At 69.4% G+C, this 18,960-nt stretch carries 21 protein-coding genes; 11 read left to right on the forward strand and 10 right to left on the reverse strand.

What is annotated here, in order from left to right:
* Positions 1–32: 32 nt before the first annotated feature.
* Positions 33–722, reverse strand: a complete 690-nt coding sequence (locus ACFPJ1_RS08840; RefSeq protein WP_380102801.1) for a hypothetical protein — start codon at positions 720–722, stop codon at positions 33–35.
* Positions 723–827: 105 nt separating this feature from the next.
* Between ACFPJ1_RS08840 and ACFPJ1_RS08845 the strand changes: the two genes are divergently transcribed.
* From ACFPJ1_RS08845 to ACFPJ1_RS08865, 5 genes are read left to right on the forward strand one after another with little or no spacing between them, the layout of a single operon-like run.
* Entirely contained in the window at positions 828–1,838 is a 1,011-nt protein-coding gene (locus ACFPJ1_RS08845) for a carbamate kinase (protein WP_380102803.1), read from the forward strand.
* Positions 1,835–3,364, forward strand: coding sequence for a hypothetical protein (locus ACFPJ1_RS08850; protein WP_380102805.1), 1,530 nt, complete (start codon positions 1,835–1,837; stop codon positions 3,362–3,364). The genes ACFPJ1_RS08845 and ACFPJ1_RS08850 overlap by 4 nt, the downstream gene beginning before the upstream one ends.
* Before the next feature lie 9 nt (positions 3,365–3,373).
* Entirely contained in the window at positions 3,374–4,558 is a 1,185-nt protein-coding gene (locus ACFPJ1_RS08855) for an MSMEG_0565 family glycosyltransferase (RefSeq protein ID WP_380102807.1), read from the forward strand.
* Between the two features lie 21 nt (positions 4,559–4,579).
* Positions 4,580–4,768 (forward strand): CbtB domain-containing protein, encoded by a 189-nt coding sequence (locus ACFPJ1_RS08860; RefSeq protein ID WP_380102809.1) that lies wholly within the window; start codon positions 4,580–4,582, stop codon positions 4,766–4,768.
* Positions 4,769–4,779: 11 nt separating this feature from the next.
* The gene (locus ACFPJ1_RS08865) at positions 4,780–5,541 is read left to right on the forward strand and encodes a CbtA family protein (protein ID WP_380102811.1); all 762 of its coding nucleotides are present in this window, start codon (positions 4,780–4,782) and stop codon (positions 5,539–5,541) included.
* Here the strand turns inward: ACFPJ1_RS08865 and ACFPJ1_RS08870 are convergent.
* Genes ACFPJ1_RS08870 through ACFPJ1_RS08885 form a run of 4 tightly spaced genes read right to left on the reverse strand, consistent with a single transcriptional unit; the run spans position 5,522 to position 9,776 of the window.
* Complete coding sequence (locus ACFPJ1_RS08870) at positions 5,522–6,754, reverse strand: phosphoglycerate kinase (RefSeq protein ID WP_465261065.1); 1,233 nt, start codon at positions 6,752–6,754, stop codon at positions 5,522–5,524. The two genes, ACFPJ1_RS08865 and ACFPJ1_RS08870, sit on opposite strands and share 20 nt — an antisense overlap.
* Before the next feature lie 13 nt (positions 6,755–6,767).
* A complete protein-coding gene (gap, locus tag ACFPJ1_RS08875) occupies positions 6,768–7,775 on the reverse strand; it encodes a type I glyceraldehyde-3-phosphate dehydrogenase (protein WP_380102815.1) in 1,008 nt (335 codons plus the stop codon).
* A 36-nt stretch (positions 7,776–7,811) separates the two neighbouring features.
* Positions 7,812–8,687 carry a phosphoribulokinase gene (locus ACFPJ1_RS08880; RefSeq protein WP_380102817.1) on the reverse strand — a complete coding sequence of 292 codons (876 nt, stop codon included), beginning with the start codon at positions 8,685–8,687 and terminating at the stop codon, positions 7,812–7,814.
* Between the two features lie 9 nt (positions 8,688–8,696).
* Complete coding sequence (locus ACFPJ1_RS08885; protein ID WP_380102819.1) at positions 8,697–9,776, reverse strand: class 1 fructose-bisphosphatase; 1,080 nt, start codon at positions 9,774–9,776, stop codon at positions 8,697–8,699.
* A 247-nt stretch (positions 9,777–10,023) separates the two neighbouring features.
* Here ACFPJ1_RS08885 and ACFPJ1_RS08890 point away from each other — a divergent pair, with 247 nt between their 5' ends.
* Together ACFPJ1_RS08890 and ACFPJ1_RS08895 are read left to right on the forward strand one after the other, a co-directional pair.
* Positions 10,024–10,935, forward strand: coding sequence for a class I fructose-bisphosphate aldolase (locus tag ACFPJ1_RS08890; RefSeq protein ID WP_380102821.1), 912 nt, complete (start codon positions 10,024–10,026; stop codon positions 10,933–10,935).
* Positions 10,932–11,954, forward strand: a complete 1,023-nt coding sequence (locus tag ACFPJ1_RS08895; RefSeq protein WP_380102823.1) for an HAD-IIA family hydrolase — start codon at positions 10,932–10,934, stop codon at positions 11,952–11,954. The genes ACFPJ1_RS08890 and ACFPJ1_RS08895 overlap by 4 nt, the downstream gene beginning before the upstream one ends.
* On the opposite strand, the gene ACFPJ1_RS08900 is transcribed toward ACFPJ1_RS08895, so the two are convergent.
* Together ACFPJ1_RS08900 and ACFPJ1_RS08905 are read right to left on the reverse strand one after the other, a co-directional pair.
* Positions 11,941–13,350 (reverse strand): amidase, encoded by a 1,410-nt coding sequence (locus ACFPJ1_RS08900; protein WP_380102825.1) that lies wholly within the window; start codon positions 13,348–13,350, stop codon positions 11,941–11,943. The two genes, ACFPJ1_RS08895 and ACFPJ1_RS08900, sit on opposite strands and share 14 nt — an antisense overlap.
* Before the next feature lie 159 nt (positions 13,351–13,509).
* Entirely contained in the window at positions 13,510–14,073 is a 564-nt protein-coding gene (locus ACFPJ1_RS08905) for a hypothetical protein (RefSeq protein WP_380102948.1), read from the reverse strand.
* Between ACFPJ1_RS08905 and ACFPJ1_RS08910 the strand changes: the two genes are divergently transcribed.
* From ACFPJ1_RS08910 to ACFPJ1_RS08925, 4 genes are all read left to right on the forward strand, one after another.
* Positions 14,051–14,158 (forward strand): CGNR zinc finger domain-containing protein, encoded by a 108-nt coding sequence (locus ACFPJ1_RS08910; RefSeq protein WP_380102936.1) that lies wholly within the window; start codon positions 14,051–14,053, stop codon positions 14,156–14,158. The two genes, ACFPJ1_RS08905 and ACFPJ1_RS08910, sit on opposite strands and share 23 nt — an antisense overlap.
* Before the next feature lie 87 nt (positions 14,159–14,245).
* Positions 14,246–14,593 carry a YciI family protein gene (locus ACFPJ1_RS08915; RefSeq protein WP_380102827.1) on the forward strand — a complete coding sequence of 116 codons (348 nt, stop codon included), beginning with the start codon at positions 14,246–14,248 and terminating at the stop codon, positions 14,591–14,593.
* Positions 14,586–15,743 carry an RNA polymerase sigma factor gene (locus ACFPJ1_RS08920; protein ID WP_380102829.1) on the forward strand — a complete coding sequence of 386 codons (1,158 nt, stop codon included), beginning with the start codon at positions 14,586–14,588 and terminating at the stop codon, positions 15,741–15,743. Before ACFPJ1_RS08915 ends, ACFPJ1_RS08920 begins: the two co-directional genes overlap by 8 nt.
* A gap of 42 nt (positions 15,744–15,785) precedes the next feature.
* Positions 15,786–16,235, forward strand: a complete 450-nt coding sequence (locus ACFPJ1_RS08925; protein WP_380102831.1) for an ester cyclase — start codon at positions 15,786–15,788, stop codon at positions 16,233–16,235.
* A 40-nt stretch (positions 16,236–16,275) separates the two neighbouring features.
* Here the strand turns inward: ACFPJ1_RS08925 and ACFPJ1_RS08930 are convergent, their stop codons facing one another.
* From ACFPJ1_RS08930 to ACFPJ1_RS08940, 3 genes are all read right to left on the reverse strand, one after another.
* The gene (locus ACFPJ1_RS08930; protein WP_380102833.1) at positions 16,276–16,581 is read right to left on the reverse strand and encodes a hypothetical protein; all 306 of its coding nucleotides are present in this window, start codon (positions 16,579–16,581) and stop codon (positions 16,276–16,278) included.
* A 552-nt stretch (positions 16,582–17,133) separates the two neighbouring features.
* A complete protein-coding gene (locus ACFPJ1_RS08935) occupies positions 17,134–18,717 on the reverse strand; it encodes an FAD-dependent monooxygenase (RefSeq protein ID WP_380102835.1) in 1,584 nt (527 codons plus the stop codon).
* Positions 18,714–18,929 carry a hypothetical protein gene (locus ACFPJ1_RS08940; RefSeq protein ID WP_380102836.1) on the reverse strand — a complete coding sequence of 72 codons (216 nt, stop codon included), beginning with the start codon at positions 18,927–18,929 and terminating at the stop codon, positions 18,714–18,716. Before ACFPJ1_RS08940 ends, ACFPJ1_RS08935 begins: the two co-directional genes overlap by 4 nt.
* Positions 18,930–18,960: the final 31 nt, after the last annotated feature.

The following is an 18,960-nucleotide window of genomic DNA, read 5'->3' on the forward strand; positions in this document are numbered from 1 at the left end:
CACGCCGTCCGCGAGGCGGGCAGGTCAATGACTCACCATACTTCATATACGACACAATCGTCCATTATCCGACACGATCCTTGGGCGGCGACCTCTTCGACGAGTCCGCGCAGCGCGACCTCGCCGCTGCGGAACGAGGTGCAGTCGGAGTACGTCAGGTCCGCGATCCCCGGATCGTCGTCGACCAGGTCGCCGTTGAGCGGATCCAGGCCGACCACGGTGAGGGTGTGGGCGACGGCGCCCGTGGCCGGGTCCGGTTGCACGCCGGCCACGATCGCCAACCCGGAGGGGAGGTGCACCCGGATCGAGCCGTAAGGGTCTGCGAACCCGGCGAGCGGATCGCCTGTCTCGTGCAGGGCAACCCACTCCGCACCCTCGGCCCGCGCGGCGGCGATGAGGTCGGCCCGGGCTCGCCGCGTCTCCGCCTCGCGCAACGCGGCGTGACGCAGCGCGAAGCCGGCGCCGGCGACCTGGTCGACGGGCAGCGACCCCAGCCCCAGCCCGGCGCGCTCCGCGGCAGCCGCCACGATCGCCCCGGCCTCCGGCCACCTGTCGACCAGAGTGGCCGTCGACTCTGTCTCGCGCAGCTCGTCGAAGACCGCGCGCACCAGCGTGACAGCGCGCTCGTACCGCCCGACGTCGCCTCCACCCATCGAGTAGAGGGTTTGTTCCGCGGCTTGCCAGGAGGAGCGAAGCGCACGTGCGGTCATCTCGTCGGTCATGGCACATCTCCGTCGGTCAGGCGGCTCTTTCATCTACTATACGACACGTCCGTCTGCTATGTTCTAGTCGCTGGCGCAGATTCGTCCCCGACAGTGGAGCTGTACATGAGTGATATCGCGGTCATCGCCCTCGGCGGCAACGCCCTCACCCGCGAGGATCAGCGGGGAACCCTCGACGAGCAGTACCGCAACGCTCTGGCGATGGCCAGATCGGTGCGGTCCCTGCTGCGCAAGGGCTGGCAGGTCATCATCGTCCACGGCAACGGGCCGCAGGTCGGGAACCTCGCCATCCAGCACGAGGAGGGCGCCCGGCTGGTCCCGGCGCTTCCGCTCTTCTCCCTCGGCGCGATGACGCAGGGCGCCCTCGGCAGCCTCATCTGCCTTGCCCTGCACGAGGTTTGCGGCACCGAGGTCACCGGTGCGGTCTCCGTGGTGACCCACATCGTGGTCGACAAGGACGACCCGGCCTTCGTGAACCCGAGCAAGCCCATCGGGCCGTTCTTCCCCGAGGCCGAGGCAGCCCAGCTTGCCGAGAGCCGCGGCTGGAAGATGGTCCCGGACGCCGGCCGGGGGTACCGACGGGTGGTCCCCTCCCCCACGCCCCGGGCGATCCTCGAGGCCGATGCCATCGCGGCGCTGACCCGGTCGGGTCACATCGTGGTCGCGGCCGGCGGCGGCGGTATCCCCGTGGTCGACGACCACGGCGTCCTGCGGGGCATCGACGCCGTCATCGACAAGGACTTCGCGGCCGAACGCATCGCCGTGGCAGCGGGTGCCAACGCACTCGTCATGGTCACCGGTGTCCCGTCGGTCAAGCTCGACTTCGGGACGCCTCAGGAACGGTCGGTCGCGGACCTCACCTTGAGCGAGGCCCGGCAGCACCTCGCGGACGGCCAGTTCCCCGCCGGGAGCATGGGTCCCAAGATGAGCGCGGCGATCAAGTTCGTGGAGGGTTCGACCTCGGCGGAGCGGCCGCGCTTCGCGGCCATCACCACCCCTGAACTCGTCTACGCCACCCTCGACGAACCGCATGGCGTCGTGGAGGGAAACCGTGGCACCCGAATCCTGGCTGCTGATGTTCCCACCTCTGTCGACACCAAGGAGCTTGTCGGATGAGCACCCGCGTCACCGTACGCAAGAACTCGTACAAGGACAGCGTTCGTCTTCTCGAGGCGACCCGCGCCATCCTCGGATCGCCCGGCGTCTCGTGGGGCTGGGCCCTGATGGCCACGCCGGCGAACCTCGCGACCCTCGAGGAGCAGGGCATCGCGGGAGAGGCGGGTGAGGCCGCGGCGAACGATCTGGTGCTCGCCGTCCGGGCCGAAGATGACGCGGCGGCCACCGCCGCCCTCGAGAGCGCCGAGGCCACCCTGTTCGCCGCGAACGCCGGCGAGGACGAGGCCGTCGCGCAGAGCACCACTGATCTGGCAGGAGCAGTCGCCGAGCACCCCGACGCCAACGTGGCCATCGTTTCGGTACCGGGCGCCTACGCGGCGCTGGAGACCCACAAGGCGCTCAGCGCGGGTCTCGACGTCCTGCTTTTCAGCGACAACGTGCCGCTCGCCGACGAGATCGAACTCAAAGAGCGGGCCCGCGACCTCGGCCGGCTGGTGATGGGTCCCGGAGCAGGTACCGCGATGATCGCCGGCGCCGGGCTCGGGTTCGCGAACAGAGTGGCGGCCGGACCGGTCGGCATCGTCGCCGCGGCCGGGACCGGCGCCCAGGAGGTGATGAGCCTGCTGGACCGCTGGGGAGTCGGAGTCTCCCACGTCATCGGTGTCGGGGGCCGCGACCTCTCACCCGAGGTCGGCGGGCTGATGGCCGAGTCCGCGATCCGCGCCCTCGACGCCGACGACCGGACCCAGGCGATCCTGCTGGTCTCGAAGCCACCGGCCCGCGACGTCGCCGAGCGGCTGCTCAAGGTGCCGTCCAAGCCGACGGTCGCCGCGCTGATGGGTCTGCGCGACGAACTCTCGACCGCGGACAACGTCACCGTGGTGAACACGCTCGAGCAGGGCGCGATCCGGACCCTCGGCCTGATCGGCGGCTCCGCCCCCGACCTGGTGCAGGACCTGGCCGAGCAGGTGGCAAGCCTGATCACCGGTCTGGATCCCAACCGCAGCAAGGTCGTCGGTCTCTACAGCGGAGGAACGCTCTGCTACGAGGCTCTGACGATCTCGACCGACCACCTCGGCCCGATCCACTCCAACGTGCCGCTGGACAAGTCGTTGACCGTCGGCACCGCGGCGCCGGACGCACACCTGTTCCTCGACCTCGGCGAGGAGGAGTACACCAAGGGCCGTCCGCACCCGATGATCGATCCGCAGGCCCGGATCGAGTTCCTCGAGCGCCAGGTCGACGACGACCGCGTCGCGGCTGTCCTGCTCGACGTCGTCATCGGCGACGGCGCACACGAGGACCCGGCCGGCACGCTCGCCCCCGCGATCGAGAAGGTGACCGCCTCCGGCGCGGCGGTCGTCGCCTACGTGCTCGGCACCGAGCGCGACCCGCAGGGCTTCGAAGCCCAGCAGGAGACGCTGCGACGGGCCGGCGCCATCGTGACAGAGACCGCCGCGCGGGCCGCCCTGGCCGCATCGGCGATCGCCCTGCGCGACCCTGCCCTCGTCGCCACCGAGCTGTAGGGGCGCCCGATGGGATCCCCCCTGCGCCTCGCGCTCACGACGTACTCCGTCAAGCCACGCGGTGGCGTCGTCCATACCCTCGAACTGGCGGAGGCGTTGCAGGCCGAGGGAGTCGACGTCACCGTGGTGGCGCTGTCCGAGAACGGGCGCGGGTTCTTCCGCGAGGTGGACGTGCCGGTGCACCTGGTCGACGCGCCGGAGCCGGCGCCCACACTCGAGGAGCGCGTCTTCGACTCGATCGCGGCGCTCACCACCGCGCTCGGCGAGATCGGCGACCGGTTCGACATCGTGCACAGCCAGGACTGCATCTCGGCCCGGGCCGCGGCCAGAGTGCGGGACGCCGGTACGCCGTACCGGGTGATCCGCACGGTGCACCACGTCGACGACTTCACCACCCGGGCCCTGATCGACTGTCAGCGCAACGCGATCCTCGAGCCTGACGACGTCCTCGTCGTGAGCAGGGGCTGGCAGCAACAACTGCTGGACGACTACGGAGTCAAGGCCGACATCGTCACCAACGGAGTACGCACCGACCGGTTCGGCGCCGGCATCACCGCGCAACGCCGGCAGGAACTCCGCGACCGTATCGGTGCCGGTGACCGGTTCCTCTACCTCACCGTGGGCGGCATCGAGCCCCGCAAGGGCACCGCCCATCTGATCGACGCGATGGCGCAGTTGAAGGCGACGCACCCGCACCCACCCATGCTGGCGATCGTCGGCGGCCACTCGTTCCAGGATTACCGGGCGTACCGCCAAGGCGTGCTCGACTCGCTGGAATCGAACGGCCTGCGGCTCGACGAGGACGTAGTACTGCTCGGCACCGTCTCCCACGACGAACTGCCGGAGTGGTTCGCCGCCGCGGACGGCTTCGCCTTCCCGTCGATCAAGGAGGGCTGGGGCCTGGTCGTCCTCGAAGCCATGGCTGCCGGTCTCCCGGTCGTCACGTCCGACATCGACGTCTTCCACGAGTTCCTCACGCACGAACGCGACGCACTCATGACCAGGGCGGGCGATTCCGACTCACTGTCCCGAGGCCTGGCTCGGCTGGTCGACGATGCGGCCACACGGCAGCGGCTCGCCGAGCGCGGGCCGGAGCTCGCCGGCTCGTACTCGTGGGCCGGCACGGCCGCGCAACACCTCGACGTCTACCGGCGCGCGCTCGACAGCGCATCGCCGGATCCCATCCGTCCGTAGTCGACCTAAGGAGACACGACCATGTCGAGCACCGTCACCGCAGCAGCAGCTCAGCGGGTCCCTGCCTGGGCCTATCTCACCGCCCTGCTGGCCATGCTGCTGCTGTACCTGATGCTCCAGGACAACGGCGCCCTGCTGTCCGGCATCGCGCCGTACGTCCACGAGTTCACCCACGACGGCCGTCACGCGCTCGGCGTGCCGTGCCACTAGGCAGTGACCTGATGAGCCTGTGGCCAAGCACGCTTCGAGCCTCACTCATTGGCGGAGCCGCGGCGGGTAGCGCCGCCGCGGCCTTCTCCCTGCTCGTCGTCGAGCCGACGATCCGGATCGCACTGGCGGTGGAGGATAGCCGTGCCACGGCCGAGCACTCGCACGGCGGCTCCACCCCCGAGCACACTCACGACGCCGAACTCGTCGGCCGTGGCCTGCAGCAGGTGGGAGGCGCGCTCGCGGTGATCGCCGCGGCGCTGCTGCTCTCGCTCGTGTACGCCGTCTTCCTGGCCCGCGTCCGCCGTACCTGGGACCTGGGCGAACTGCGCAGCGCCATGCTGGTCGCAGTGGCCGGCTTCGCCGTCCTGGCCCTCGGGCCCGGTCTCAAGTACCCGGCCAACCCGCCGGCCGTGGGTGACCCCGATACGGTCACCCAGCGCACGACTCTCTACGTCGCCTCGATCGTGGTTTCGGCACTGATCGCCGCGGCGGTCGTCACTGTGGTCCGCACCGGCCACCGGCGGAACTGGTCGTCCACGCGCATCTCCTGGGCCGCGGCAGGGATTCTGGCCGTCGGCTGCGTACTGCTGTTCGCCGGTCTGCCACCTGCTCCCGACGCGGTCCCCTCCGACGTCGGCGCAGCGCTCGTCTGGCGATTCCGGGTCCAGTCGCTGGGCCTGCTCGCCCTGCTGTGGGCAACGCTGGGGCTGGTGGCCGGCTCGGTGTTGTCACGAGCCGGCCGACGCCCTCCGGTCACCACCACCGTCGCTTGAACGGTCGGTAACCCTCCTGCCCGGCATCGAGTACGTCGATGCCGGGCAGGGTTTTGCCCTCCAGGTACTCCAGCGACGCACCACCGCCGGTGGAGAGGTGGCCGAAAGCTCTCTCGTCGAAACCGAGCCGGCGTACTGCGGCCGCGGAGTCCCCGCCACCGACGACCGACAGACCGTCGATCCGGGTCAACGCCTGGGCGACCGCACGAGTCCCGGCGGCGAACGCGTCGAACTCGAAGACGCCCATCGGGCCGTTCCAGAACACAGTCCTGGCGTCGGCGACCGCCGCCGCGAAAGCCTTCTGGGACTCGGGCCCGATGTCCAGCCCCATCCGATCCGGAGCGATCGCGTGCACCGGAACGATCTCCGGCCTCGCGTCGGCCGCAAAGCGGTCTGCGACGACGACATCTGCCGGCAGCAACAGCTCGACGCCCTGGTCCTCGGCCCGCTCGAGGTAGCTGCGACACCTCGCAACCTGGTCCTCCTCGAGCAGGCTGGTACCGACCTCGTGACCCTGCGCCTTGAGGAAGGTGTAGGCCATCCCGCCGCCGATGAGGAGCTTGTCTGCCTTGCCCAGCAGGTTGTCGATGACTCCCAGCTTGTCCGAAACCTTCGAACCGCCCAGCACGACGACGTACGGCCGCCGAGGTGTCCCGGTGAGCTGCTCCAGGACACCGATCTCGGTGGCGACGAGCCCTCCCATCGCGGCGGGTAGCCGCAGCGCCACGTCGTACACTGAGGCCTGCTTGCGATGGACAACGCCGAAGCCGTCGCTCACGAACGCGTCGGCGAGCGCGGCCAACCGGTCGGCGAAAGCACCGCGGACGTGGTCGTCCTTGCTGGTCTCGGCCCGGTCGAACCGGACGTTCTCCAGCAGTGCCACGCCGCCGTCGGCCAGGCTGTTCACGACAGCGTGGGCGCTGCTGCCCACGGTGTCGGTGGCGAACGCGATGTCGCCGCCGAGCAACTCGCCGAGCCGCCTGGCCACCGGCACCAGCGAGTAGCGCGGATCCGGCCACCCGTCGGGACGACCCAGGTGCGCGGCCACTACGACGCGGGCGCCCCGGGCCGCCAGCTCCGCGATCGTCGGGAGGGCCGCCCGGATCCGGCCGTCGTCAGTGATCGTGTCGCCGTCCAGCGGCACGTTGAGGTCGGACCTGACCAGCACTCGCCGGCCACGGAGTCCGCCCAGCTCGGTACTGAGCTCGTCGATCGTGGTCACCGGCTCACGCGCTCCGTCCGACCAGGGCGACGAGATCGGCCAGCCGGTTGGAGTAGCCCCACTCGTTGTCGTACCAGCCCACGACCTTGACCTGGTTGCCGATCACCTTGGTCAGCGGCGCGTCGAAGATGCACGACGCCGGGTCGGTCACGATGTCGGAGGACACGATCGGGGCCTCGCTGTACCGGAGGTAGCCCTTCAACACCCCCTCGGCGGCGACCCTGACGATCTCGTTGACCTCGGCAACGGTCGTGTCCCGCGCTGCCTCGAAGGTGAGGTCGGTCGCCGAGCCGGTGGGAACGGGGACCCGGAGGGCATAGCCGTCGAGCCGGCCCGCGAGCTCGGGAAGCACCAGACCGACGGCCTTCGCCGCTCCGGTCGAGGTCGGTACGATGTTGATCGCGGCCGCGCGGGCGCGGCGCAGATCCTTGTGGATGTTGTCCTGGAGGTTCTGATCGGCGGTGTAGCCGTGGATCGTGGTCATCAGGCCCTTGACGATGCCGAGACCGTCGTTCAGCGCCTTGGCCATCGGGGCAAGGCAGTTGGTCGTGCAGGACGCGTTGGAGATCACGGTGTGCGCGTCCGCGTCGTACTGGTCGTGGTTGACGCCCATCACGAAGGTGGCGTCGGCGTTGGTCGCCGGCGCGGAGATGATCACCTTCTTCGCGCCGCCGGCGTCGACATGGGCCCGGGCCTTGGTGGCATCGGTGAAGAAGCCCGTGGACTCGACCACGACGTCGACGCCGAGGTCCTTCCACGGCAGGTCGGCCGGATCACGCTCGGCCAGCGCCGCGACGGATGCGCCGCCGACGACGATCGAGTCGGCCGTCACGGTGACGTCGGCGTCGAGAGGACCGAGGATCGAGTCGTACTTGAGCAGGTGCGCCAGCACGGTGTTGTCGGCGAGGTCGTTGACCCCTACGATCTCGATGTCGGCCCCCGACGCGCGGACGGCGCGGAAGAAGTTGCGGCCGATGCGGCCGAAGCCGTTGATTCCAACACGAACAGTCACAGGCGATGGCCTTCCTGGGTGGGGGAACTCCGTATGTCAGCGCGTCTTCGGACGGCGCTCGAGCAGCCGCCACAGCATCGGCGTGAAGATCAGCTGCATGGCCAGATCCATCTTTCCGCCGGGGCAGACGATGGTGTTCGGCCTCGACATGAACGAGTCGTGCAGCATCGACAGCAGGTAGGGGAAGTCGATCCCCTGCGGATCCTTGAAGCGGATCACGAGCATCGACTCGTCCGGCGCCGGGATCGTCCTGGCGATGAAGGGATTGGACGTGTCCACCACCGGGACGCGCTGGAAGTTGACGTGAGTACGGGAGAACTGTGGGCACATGTAGGTCACGTAGTCGTGCATCCGCCGCAGGATCGTCTCCGTGACGGCTTCGGTGGAGTAGCCGCGCTTGGCCTTGTCCCGGTGCAGCTTCTGCGTCCACTCGAGGTTGATCACGGGGACGACGCCGATCAGCAGGTCGGCGTGCCGGGCGACATCGACCCCGTCGGTGACGACGGCGCCGTGCAGCCCTTCGTAGAACAGCAGGTCCGTACCCGTCGCGAGGTCCTCCCAGGGCGTGAACGTCCCGGGCTCCTGCCGGTACGGCGCTGCTTCCCCCTCGTCGTGCAGGTACCTGCGGACCCGCCCGCCGCCCGTCTCGCCGTACTCGCGGAACAGCGACTCCAGTTCCTCGAACAGGTTGGCCTCGGGGCCGAAGTGGCTGAAGGTGTGGTCACCACAGGCCAGGGCCTTCTCCATCTGCTCCTTCATGCCCATCCGGTCGTAGCGGTGGAAGCTGTCGCCCTCCACGAAGGCGGCGTTCACCTTCTCCCGCCGGAAGATCTGCTCGAAGGTGCGCATCACCGAGGTGGTGCCGGCGCCGGACGACCCGGTGATCGCGACGACAGGGTGCTGTGTGGTCATGGGCGCTCCTCAGCTGGCGGACCGGTAGAGGCCGCGGAAGCCGTACAGGGGGTGGTTCTGCTCCTCGGCGGCACCGCCTGTGTGCTCGGCGTGGTAGCGCTCGATGCGCTCGACTTCCTCCCGCGCACCGAAGATGAATCCGATCCGCTGGTGCAACTGCGCCGGCCTGACGTCGAGCACGCGCCCGTGTCCGGTCGACGCCAGGCCGCCCGCCTGCTCGATCAGGAACGCGATCGGGTTCGCCTCGTAGAGCAGGCGCAACCTGCCTTCCTTCGCCGGGTCCTTCGAGTCGCGCGGATACAGGAACACGCCACCACGGGTCAGGATCCGGTGGGTCTCGGCCACCAGCGAGGCGACCCAACGCATGTTGAAGTCCTTCTGCCGCGGACCCGAGGTCCCGGCCAGACACTCGTCGACGTACTGCGACACGGCCGGCCGCCAGAACCGCCGGTTCGAGGTGTTGATCGCGAACTCCGCCGTCGAGGCCGGCAGCTTGATGTCCTGCCGGGTCAGGAGGAACTCGCCGACGCCCAGGTCGAGCGTGAAGGCATGGACGCCGGTGCCCACGGTGAGGACGAGGACGGTCGAAGGACCGTAGATCGCATAGCCGCCGGCAACCTGCTCGGTTCCCGGTTGCAGGAAGTCGTCGGGCTGGGCGTGGGCGCCGGGCACCGGTGCGCGCAGGATCGAGAAGATGCTGCCGACGGACACGTTGACGTCGATGTTCGACGACCCGTCGAGCGGATCGAACGTCAGCAGGTACTGGCCCCTCGGATGGCGCGACGGGATGGCGTAGGGCAGGTCGAGCTCTTCGGACGCCATGCCGGCGAGCTTCCCGCCGCCCTCGGTCGTCCGCAGGAAGATGTCGTTGGCCAGCACGTCGAGCTTCTGCTGCTGCTCACCCTGGACGTTGACGACGTCGTTGCCTCCGAGCACACCGGTCAGCGCGCCGGTGGTGATCCGGTGCGAGATCTCCTGGCAGGCAAGGGCGACGTCGGCGATCAGCGAGGTGAGGTCCGCGCACAGGCCGGGATGACGTCGCCGTTCCTCGGCCAGGAACTCGGTCAACGTCGAGCGTTCGGTCGGCATCGGCACTCCTCACGTGGATCAGCGGACTGGCACGACCAGCACACCTCGCGCCCGAGCTGCGGGCATCCACCCCAGGGGTGACCGCGGGGGTGGTCACCCGAGGTGGCCGCAGGGGGATGGCCCGCTGGGGACAGGTGGCCAACCCGCGAAGGTCACCCGCGATCTCAGCCGCAGGGGTGAGGGGCTCCGAGGCGTTGACTCGTAGCGTCGAACGGGACACCGCCACCCTTCGTTGCAAGGAGTCCTGATGCGCACGATCGAGGAGACCGCGGCGGCGATCCTGGCACCGCCCAAGGGGATGCTGGTCGCCGACGAGTACGCCGAGGCGCTCGTCCCGAGCGCGGCAGAGCTGGTACTGCGCGAACCAGCGCTGACACACCACCTCTCTGCCCTGCTCCTGACAGCGGACACGTTCGCGGCGACACTGCCGCTGCGCCGGCAGCTGTCCGAGTCGACGCTCGAGCTGCCGCTGGTCGGAGTACGGATGACTCCGTCCGGGACCGGCGTACGAGACCGGCTCGTCGAGGCGGCGCGGGACGGCGCATCGTTCGTGGAATGGCGCGCTCACCTGTCTCCCCTGGACGTGCCTCACGGCGCCACCCACATCGAGGCCGACAAGCTCGCTTCCGCGGCGGCAGCGACCCAGGCGGAGGGTCTCCTGCCGGTCCTGACGATCGCCATGCCGGACCTCGGCTCGTCCAGCATCACCGTGAACCAGGCCGCCACCACCAATGCCCTGCTGGCCCTGCGCGACCAACTCCAGCGGACCGGCGTCGATCCTCGACAGCTGATGATCCGGCTCAACATGGTTGTCGCCGGGCTGTCGCACCCGTCCCCCGCCGCACCGGACCAGGTGGCTCGGCAGACCGTACAACTGCTGGAGTGGACCCTGCCGAGCGGTACGCCCGGCGTCCTCCTGCTGTCCGGCGGGCAGTCGCTCGACCAGGCCTGCGCGAACCTCGGCGCGGTCAGCGCGCTCGCCACAAAGCGAGGCGTGCCGTGGCGGGTGACCTTCGGGTTCTCACGGGCTCTGGTGGCCGCAGCGAGCGGTGCTCCCGGCGATGACAACGCTGCCGCGCGGAAGCTGCTCGTGCAGAGCGCTCGACTGGCGAGCGAGTCGACGACGGCTGCCCGCGTCCCCGAGAAGGCGGGTTCGTGAGCGCAGGCCGTGCACCGCTGGTCGCGAACTACCGCGGAGTGATCTGCGACCTGGACGGTGTCGTCTACCGGGGATCGGAGGCGGTGCCCGGCGCGATCGCGGCCCTCAACACCGTGGTCGCCGGCGTGCCCGTGGCGTTCGCGACGAACAACGCGTCCAGGCCGCCGGCCGCGGTCGGCCGCCATCTCCGGCGGTTGGGACTGGAACCTGCCGCCTGGTCCGTCGTCACGAGCGCGCAGGCCGCTGCGGCGTACCTGGCAGGCCGGCTGTCGCCGGGTACGCCGGTGCTCGCGGTCGGTGGTCCGGGCGTCGCCGACGGGCTGACCGAGGTTGGCCTGACTCCGCTCGGCGTGACGGAGCTTCCCGGTACGACGGCTGTCGACGCCGTGGTCCAGGGGGCCGGCCAGGAAGTCAGCTGGCGCGAGCTCGCGGAAGTGGGCTATCTCGTTCAGGCAGGTGCGATCTGGGTTGCGACCAACCTGGACGCGACTATCCCGACCTCGCGGGGACATGCTCCCGGCAACGGAGCACTCGTCACGGCGGTGCGATCAACGACCGCGGTCGTCCCACACGTCACCGGCAAGCCGAATGCGGCGTTGTTCGACTTCGCGCGTTCCCGGCTCGGCACCGAGCGGGACGCGACCATCGTGGTGGGCGACCGGCTCGAGACCGACATCGCCGGTGCGCACTCGGCGGGACTCGACTCGATGTTCGTGCTGGGCGGGTCCAGCACTCTGCAAGACCTTGCCTTCGCCGAAAAGGACTCCCGGCCGACCTACTTCGCGTTCGGTCTCTCCGGTCTGCTCCAGCCGGCGCTGTGCAGGCTCGAGCAGACCAACGGGATCGTGGACCTCACGCCGGCGGGTGCGATCGCAGTACTCGCGGCAGTCGAACCACAACGACTCCTGCAAGCCGTGATCACGCTCGCTTGGGATGCCCTCGACCGCGGCCGGGTTCTGCTCGAGGACGAGGAGTGGTGGACGGTTCTCGAACGCCGGATGGGCGTCACCCGTCACTGAGGGCACCCTCGACGGCGCGACCCAGCCCGAGGAGCGGACCGTCGGTCCCTGGCCTGCCGAGCAGTTCCAGTCCGACCGGCAGCCCGGCGTCCGTCGTACCGGCGGGCAAGGTCAGCGCCGGCAGGTCGGCCTGCGACGCGATCAACGTGTTGACAGGAAGGAGCCGGCTCGGGAGCAACCGGCGGTCCCGGTCTCGAAGGGGCGCCGGCACACGCACAGTCGGGTAGACAAGGGCGTCCAGGCTGAGGTTGCTCATCGCGCGCACCACCGTGTCGCGCAGCCGGTACCGGTTCGCCAGTCGCTCGGCACGCAACTGGGCGTCGGACCGGCTGCGCGTCGCCAGCAGCTCGGCCAGGTCGAGCGATTCGGGGAACACGCCGGCGTAGTACAGGTCGAGGAAGGAGCTGCTGCCGAGCTCTGGGCGTGAGGCGAGGAACGCGTCGATGTCGTCTAGTGCGGTGATGAGATACAGGGAGCTGTCGCGCAGGAGCGCAGCTAGGTCAGGCAGCACCACGTCGTCGAGGATGCAGGCACCCTCATTCACCAGACGTGCGAGCGTCGCGTCGACCACGGCCGCGACCTCATCGGCGCCATCCCATGCCACCGGTTCGCTCGGCAGGGCGAGAGCACCGAGTCGGTAGCCGCCGAGCGGGCGGCGAACCTCACCTATCGGCCGTTGGTGACCAGCGAGGACCTGCAGCAGGAGAGCCGCGTCATCGACACAGCCGGCCAGCGGACCCGGGGTGTCCTGCGCCGTCACGAGCGACGACATGCCATCCGGGGACACCAACCCCGTGGTCGGACGTAGGCCGACGACCCCGTTGAAGGAGGCCGGCACCCGGACCGAGCCGCCGGTGTCGGACCCCAGGGCCGCGGGAACGAGCCCGGCCGCCACCGCCACTGCCGACCCCGCGCTGGAGCCACCGGGCTCGTGCGCGGCCGATCGGCTGTTGACCGTGATGCTTCCGTTCGACGAATCGGAAAGCCAGGACATCGCGAAATCCGGTGTACTCGTCTTGCCCAGCACGATCGCGCCGGCCGCTCGAAGCCGCCGTACGGCGACCGCGTCCTGGCCGGGCACATAGCCTTTGAAGGCCGCGCAACCGAAGGTCGTCGGGATGCCCTCGGTCTCGAAGACATCTTTGATCAGGATCGGGATCCCGTGCAGCGGGCCGCGCTGCCGCCCGGTGCGTTCAAGCTGCTCATCGGCTGCCTCCGCCTGCGACCTCGCCTGCGGGTTCAGCGCGAGGACGGCACCCAGGCCGTCGGATCCCGAGTCGAGCTCGGCGATCCGGCGAAGGCACTCCTCGACGAGGGAAAGCGAGGTCCGCTCGCGCGACACCAGAGTGGGTACCAGTGCTGCCAGGGTCGGCCTGGCACCGCTCGAGGCTGTCACGTCCGGATCCCACACCTTCCCGTACGAGCTCCCGCGCCGCCTGCTCAGTACGGCAGGGTCCGCCGGCCGGACGGGGTCCGGGTGTCCGGCAGGCGTGGTACCGAGGGCCGCTGGGGCTTCGGACGAACGATCCGGATCTGCTTCACGATCGCCACCCCCTCAGCACGCCTCGGCCAGCAAGCCGGCCTCGGACTCGAGTCGATTCGCATCGGCCCGCAGCAACTGAGCCGCGGTCCAGTGCACGTTCACCGAGGGTGGGCACGCCTGCCAGTACGGCACCCGGCACGCCTCGTCGGCCGCAGCCCGCTCCTCGCGACTGGCGAGAAGATAAAGCTCTCGACACACCGCCGCGACAAGTTCCTGGTTGCTGCGTTTTTCCGTCATGTTCTTCATCACGATCTCCCTGGGAATACGGTTCAGTCCCCGACCAGTCCATGAGCAGATCGTGCGCCGCCGTGTTGCACGGCCGTTGCAGCAGCTTGCAACCAGGCCCGCCTGGCTCGACCTCGGGCGCAGCGGGATGCGCGGCAGCGGCGTGAACGAGAAGCCGAGCCGCTCGTAGGGTCCGATCGCAGGGTCGAGATCGCGAGCGATGAGTCCGACGTGATGCGGGATATTGGCGTCGCCGGCCATCGTGGTGCCGCCTGACTGCGAGCTAATGTGACAGGTGAGCTCGCGCCGGCCGAGCACCTGCGCCTCGGTGACCTGCCGTCGCGCGTTCATCGACCGGTCCAAGAACGGCAGCAAGACCTATTGCAGCGATCCGTCCGCGCACCGCGAGAGCGTCGCCGCGTCCCGGACCCGGTAGCGAAGGAACAAGTCGTGAGCCGGTCGTGTCCCCCGCACCGCTTCTCGTTCGTCTTTCAGGTGAGAGCCCACTGCCCTGGAGGTTGTGATGCAGTACGCCCTGCTCATCTACGCCGAGCCCGGCTACCAGGAGGCGCTGCCCCAAGCCGAACGTGAGGCGGCGTACGCGGAGTACTTCGCGTTGGCCGATGACCCCCGCTGCGTCGAGAGCGCACGGCTACAGCCGGTCGAGACGGCCACCAACGTGCGCGTGGCCGGTGGCCGGACGCTGGTGACCGACGGCCCGTTCGCGGACACCAAGGAAGTGCTCGGCGGCTTCTGCCTGATCGAGGCGGCCGACCTGGACGAGGCGATCGAACTGGCCGCACGCATCCCGGCCACCCGGCTCGGCGGCGTTGTCGAGGTCAGGCCGGTACTGCGGCGAGACCGTGCTTGAGGAGGTCTTCCGGGACGAGTGGGGCCGGGTGCTGGCCTCGCTGATCGGGTTCCTCGGGGATTTCGACAAGGCCGAGGAAGCCGTGCAGGACGCGTTCGCGACCGCAGCGGAGCGCTGGCCTGTGGCGGGCGTGCCGGCCAACCCGGGTGCGTGGCTGGTGACGACGGCCCGCAACCGGGCGATCGACCGGATCCGGCGGGAGCGCACCCTGGCTGAGAAGATCCACCTGCTGCCGGTGCCGGAGAACGTCATGGACGAGTTGGACGACACGGTGATCAAGGATGAACGGCTCGAACTGATCTTCACCTGCTGCCACCCGGCGCTGCCGTTGGAAGGGCAGGTAGCGCTCACGCTGCGGGCGCTGGGCGGCCTGGAGACCGCCGATATCGCTCGGACGTTCCTGGTCTCCGAGGAGACGATGAAGCGCCGCCTGACCCGCGCCAAGACCAAGATCAAGGCGACCGGGATCCCGTTCGCGGTGCCCGGCGCGCACCTGCTTCCAGACCGCGTCGATGCGGTGCTGGCCGTCATCTACCTGATCTACAACGAGGGCTACAGCGGCCGGCTCGACCTCGGTGCCGAAGCCATCCGGCTGGGGCGACTGCTCGTCGCGCTGATGCCGGACGAGCCGGAGGCGCACGGGCTGCTCGCGCTGATGATGATCCACCACGCCCGGCGGCAGGCCCGGTTCTCCGGCGAGGACCTCGTCCTGCTCGACGAGCAGGACCGTTCGCTGTGGGACCTGCGCCAGATCGCGGCGGGACGGGCGGTGCTCGACCGGGCGATGGAGCTGGGCGGGCGTGGCGCCTACGTCGCCCAGGCCGCGATCGCGTCGCTGCAGGCCCGGGAGCGAATCGACTGGCCGCAGGTCGCCGAGCTGTACCGGCGGCTGGTCGAACTCACCGGCTCCCCGGTGATCGAACTCAACCGCGCCGTGGCGCTCGCCCAGGCCGGCGACCCCGCCGCGGCGCTGCGCACGGTCGATGGACTCGACCTGGACGGCTACCTCTATTTCCACTCGACCCGCGGCGAGCTGTTGCGGCGTCTCGGCCGTGACGAGGAGGCCCGGGCGGCGTACCGCCGGGCGCTCGATCTGGCCACCTCGGCCCCCGAGCGGCGGTTCCTGACCCGGCGGCTCGAACAGGTCTGAGGCGGGCTGTCCCCCGGGCGGGTGCTCGTTCGTCGCCTGGGTATGAACGACATCCTTTCGTCAACTGGCCAGGAAACAAGCAACAAAGCGGCGTTCAGGCGCGTCCTCGACGCCAGCAACACCCACGATGAGGAACTCATCTCGACGACTGTCGACGAGGTCTTCCAGCCCGATGTGCGGATGAGCACCCCCTTACCGATTCTGGAGACCGGGGCGCGAGCGATCAAGGAGGTGTACGCGAGGCTCCACCGAGCGTTCCCCGACCTCCACATCGCCGTCGAGGATCTGATCGAAGAGGGCGACAGGGTGGTCGCCCGGCACACGGTCACCGGGACCCACCAGGGTGAATACATGGGCTTACCACCCACCGGCAGATCCGTTACCTACAACGAGATCTTCATCCTCCGCTTCGCCGACGGCCGGATCGCCGAGACCTGGGGAGTCGTCGACGTCCTCTCACAGCTGAAACAGCTCGGCGTGATTCAGACCTAGTGGTGCTTGGCCGCTAGGAGTGTGGCGTTTGTCGTGAGTTTCAGGCGGCCTTTGCGAGGCGTTCGTGGTCGGTGCGGCTGCGGGCGTGGCGGTGGATGGTGGCCAGTGCTGGTCCTATCTCGGCGGGGGGGTGGTCGGCGGCGAGGAGGGGGCTGAGGAGGCGGTCGTGGACTTTGGTGTGGAAGATCGCCACTCGTTGGCCGATCGGGAAGAGCACCGTGCCGATCGGTCCGTCGGGTGTGAGGTCGTAGGTGTTGGTACCTTGCCGTCGCTGGACGAGCCGGTTGAGGCGGCGGCGGGCTCGTTGACCGTCACCGTCGCCATAACCCAGGCTGCCCCGCGCCATGACACCCACGCCAGCCCCACACTCGGCGGTCAGAGGCGAAGCCTCCCTGGTGCTCTGGGGGTTTCGCTGCCTCCTCGGGGGGTTACCCCATTGTTCTGACAGTGGGCGAACCCCCTCAGCACGGGCGGAGCACACTGTGCGGCTGCGCGGGCGAGGTTTCGCGCCCTCCGGGGGTTCGCTGCCTCCTCGGGGGGTTCGCTGCGTCCTCGGGGGGTTCGCTGCGTCCTCGGGGGGTTCGCTGCGTCCTCGGGGGGGTTCGCCCACTGTTCTGACAGTGGGCGAACCCCCACGGCACGGGCGGAGCACACTCTGCGGCTGCGCGGGCGAGGTTTCGCGCCCTCCGGGGGGTCCGCTGCCTCCTCGGGGGGTCCGCTGCCTCCTCGGGGGTTCGCTGCCTCCTCCGGGGGGTTCACTGCGTCCTCGAGGGGTTCGCCCACTGTTCTGACAGTGGGCGAACCCCCACAGCACGGGCGGAGCACACTCTGCGGCTGCGCAGGCGAGGTTTCGCGCCCTCCGGGGGTCCGCTAGCAAAGCCCCATCCGACAGCCCGGGTCACGCAGCTGACCTGGGCTGCCGGAGGTTCGGAACGCCGAGGGAGGTGGTGATTGCTGAGTAGAGGGTGGTCAGCGGATCTGTGGGGGCGGTTCGGGAGCGCCAGGCGACGTGGCCGTCGGGGCGAACCAGTACGGCGCCGTCGCGGCCGATGCCGTAGAGGTCGTGAAAGGTCCCGCCGGCGTCCTGGAAGTCGGTGCCACAGCGCAGCGACACCAGCGGGCAGTCGGCGATCGCACCTTCCCACGGGGCACCGGCAGCGCCGAGTAGCAAGGTCAGGTGTGGCCCGAACAGGTCCTGGGTCGACATCGCCCGTCCCTCTACGCAGACCTGCAGATGAGGCGCCCGATCGCCGGGACGAGCCGACTGACGGAACTCGCCGGAGTCCGTTCCACCACCGTCGGGGATGACCTCCGAGCAGTACCTGACGCCGAGGTCGTCGATGAGGCCGTCGGCGTTGGATCGGCTGGTATCCCCCATCGATCGCAGCGTGTTCCGTACGCCGACCGGCCGCCGCTCGGACTGGTAGCTCTCCAACAAAGCCTCGCCAGCCCAGCCTCGCAGTACCCAGGCCAGTTTCCAGCCGAGGTTGTGGCCGTCCAGGAACGCCGTGTTCATGCCCATCCCGCCGACCGGGGTCATCCGATGGGCGGCGTCCCCGACCAGGAAGACCCGGCCCTCGCGACTACGTTCGGCCACCTGCGCCGCGAACTCGAAGGCCTGCACAGCAACAACATCAAGTTCCAACTCCGGTAACCCAGTGGCCGCCCGGATCAGCTCGGTGCAGCGCTCGACCGTGAAGTCCGTCAACTGCTCGCCGAGCTCCGGATGCCACTCCCGCCCGTAGACCCAGCGATCACCAGAGCTAGTCGGCAGCAGGACACCCGCCGCCTGCGGCGTCTCGATCCGGTACAACCCACACGGCCGCTCCCCCACCGTGTCCCGAAGGTCGGCCCGAAACAGCGCACTGACGAGGTTGGCGAGATTGTCCGGCCCCTCCATCCGCACCCCGAGGCCCGCCCGGATCGTGCTGCGCGCGCCGTCGGCGGCGACGACGTACGCGGCTCGCACAACTCGAACAGCCCCGGTACGGCGGTCGCGCAGCGACACCGTCACCCCGGTGGAGTCCTGCTCGAACGAGATCACCTCGGTCTCGAAGACCAAGTCGCCGCCGAGAGCGAGGAGATGCTCCGCCAGGACGGGTTCGAGGTGGTCCTGAGGGCACAGACACGGAGTCGTGGGACTGATCGACCGCAGTTCGTCGGCCGACGGGACACCCATCGACACCAGCGTGTGACGGGGATCCGCCAACGTGGCCGACACCGACATCATCGGCTGGACGTCCATCCCGCCGGCCCGGACCTCCTCGTCCAGCCCCCAGGATCGAAGGCATTCCATCGTCCGGGTGCTGACGAACGTCGCCCGCGGGAAGATCGACGTACCCGGATGCCGTTCGACCACCAGCGGCGAGCTCCCATGGCGGGCCAGGCTGATCGCTGTGGCGAGACCCGCGGGCCCCGCGCCCACGACGAGCACGTCGATCTGCTCGACGCTACTCCACGTGGACTTCCCGTTCGCGCTCACGGCCGGCGTACCGGGTAGTCGCGGAGTTCGGGCACGAACGGCAGCGAGTACTGCGCTGCCGAGGCGAACGCGATCGCCCGCAGAGCCGCCATCAGCCGGGGGCGCCAGCGTGATTCCTTCCCTGCACTGAAGTGACACTGGTCCGCATGGCGACGGTGGTCGGTGATGCGGCCCTGGGCGATCGCACCCACATAGTCGTAGCCGATGATCATTTCGGGAGTCCTTCCGGTCCGGACCTCGTCT

This window comes from Kribbella qitaiheensis, assembly GCF_042657745.1.
GTDB lineage: Bacteria > Actinomycetota > Actinomycetes > Propionibacteriales > Kribbellaceae > Kribbella > Kribbella qitaiheensis.

Coding starts and splice junctions, on each gene's coding strand:
- ACFPJ1_RS08860 (WP_380102809.1), top strand. CDS start 4,580: ATGTCGAGCACCGTCACCGCAGCAGCAGCTCAGCGGGTCCCTGCCTGG.
- ACFPJ1_RS08905 (WP_380102948.1), bottom strand. CDS start 14,073: ATGAACGCGCGACGGCAGGTCACCGAGGCGCAGGTGCTCGGCCGGCGC.
- ACFPJ1_RS08890 (WP_380102821.1), top strand. CDS start 10,024: ATGCGCACGATCGAGGAGACCGCGGCGGCGATCCTGGCACCGCCCAAG.
- ACFPJ1_RS08930 (WP_380102833.1), bottom strand. CDS start 16,581: ATGGCGCGGGGCAGCCTGGGTTATGGCGACGGTGACGGTCAACGAGCC.
- ACFPJ1_RS08925 (WP_380102831.1), top strand. CDS start 15,786: ATGAACGACATCCTTTCGTCAACTGGCCAGGAAACAAGCAACAAAGCG.
- ACFPJ1_RS08915 (WP_380102827.1), top strand. CDS start 14,246: ATGCAGTACGCCCTGCTCATCTACGCCGAGCCCGGCTACCAGGAGGCG.
- ACFPJ1_RS08845 (WP_380102803.1), top strand. CDS start 828: ATGAGTGATATCGCGGTCATCGCCCTCGGCGGCAACGCCCTCACCCGC.
- ACFPJ1_RS08940 (WP_380102836.1), bottom strand. CDS start 18,929: ATGATCATCGGCTACGACTATGTGGGTGCGATCGCCCAGGGCCGCATC.
- ACFPJ1_RS08850 (WP_380102805.1), top strand. CDS start 1,835: ATGAGCACCCGCGTCACCGTACGCAAGAACTCGTACAAGGACAGCGTT.
- ACFPJ1_RS08880 (WP_380102817.1), bottom strand. CDS start 8,687: ATGACCACACAGCACCCTGTCGTCGCGATCACCGGGTCGTCCGGCGCC.
- ACFPJ1_RS08885 (WP_380102819.1), bottom strand. CDS start 9,776: ATGCCGACCGAACGCTCGACGTTGACCGAGTTCCTGGCCGAGGAACGG.
- ACFPJ1_RS08855 (WP_380102807.1), top strand. CDS start 3,374: ATGGGATCCCCCCTGCGCCTCGCGCTCACGACGTACTCCGTCAAGCCA.
- ACFPJ1_RS08865 (WP_380102811.1), top strand. CDS start 4,780: ATGAGCCTGTGGCCAAGCACGCTTCGAGCCTCACTCATTGGCGGAGCC.
- ACFPJ1_RS08840 (WP_380102801.1), bottom strand. CDS start 722: ATGACCGACGAGATGACCGCACGTGCGCTTCGCTCCTCCTGGCAAGCC.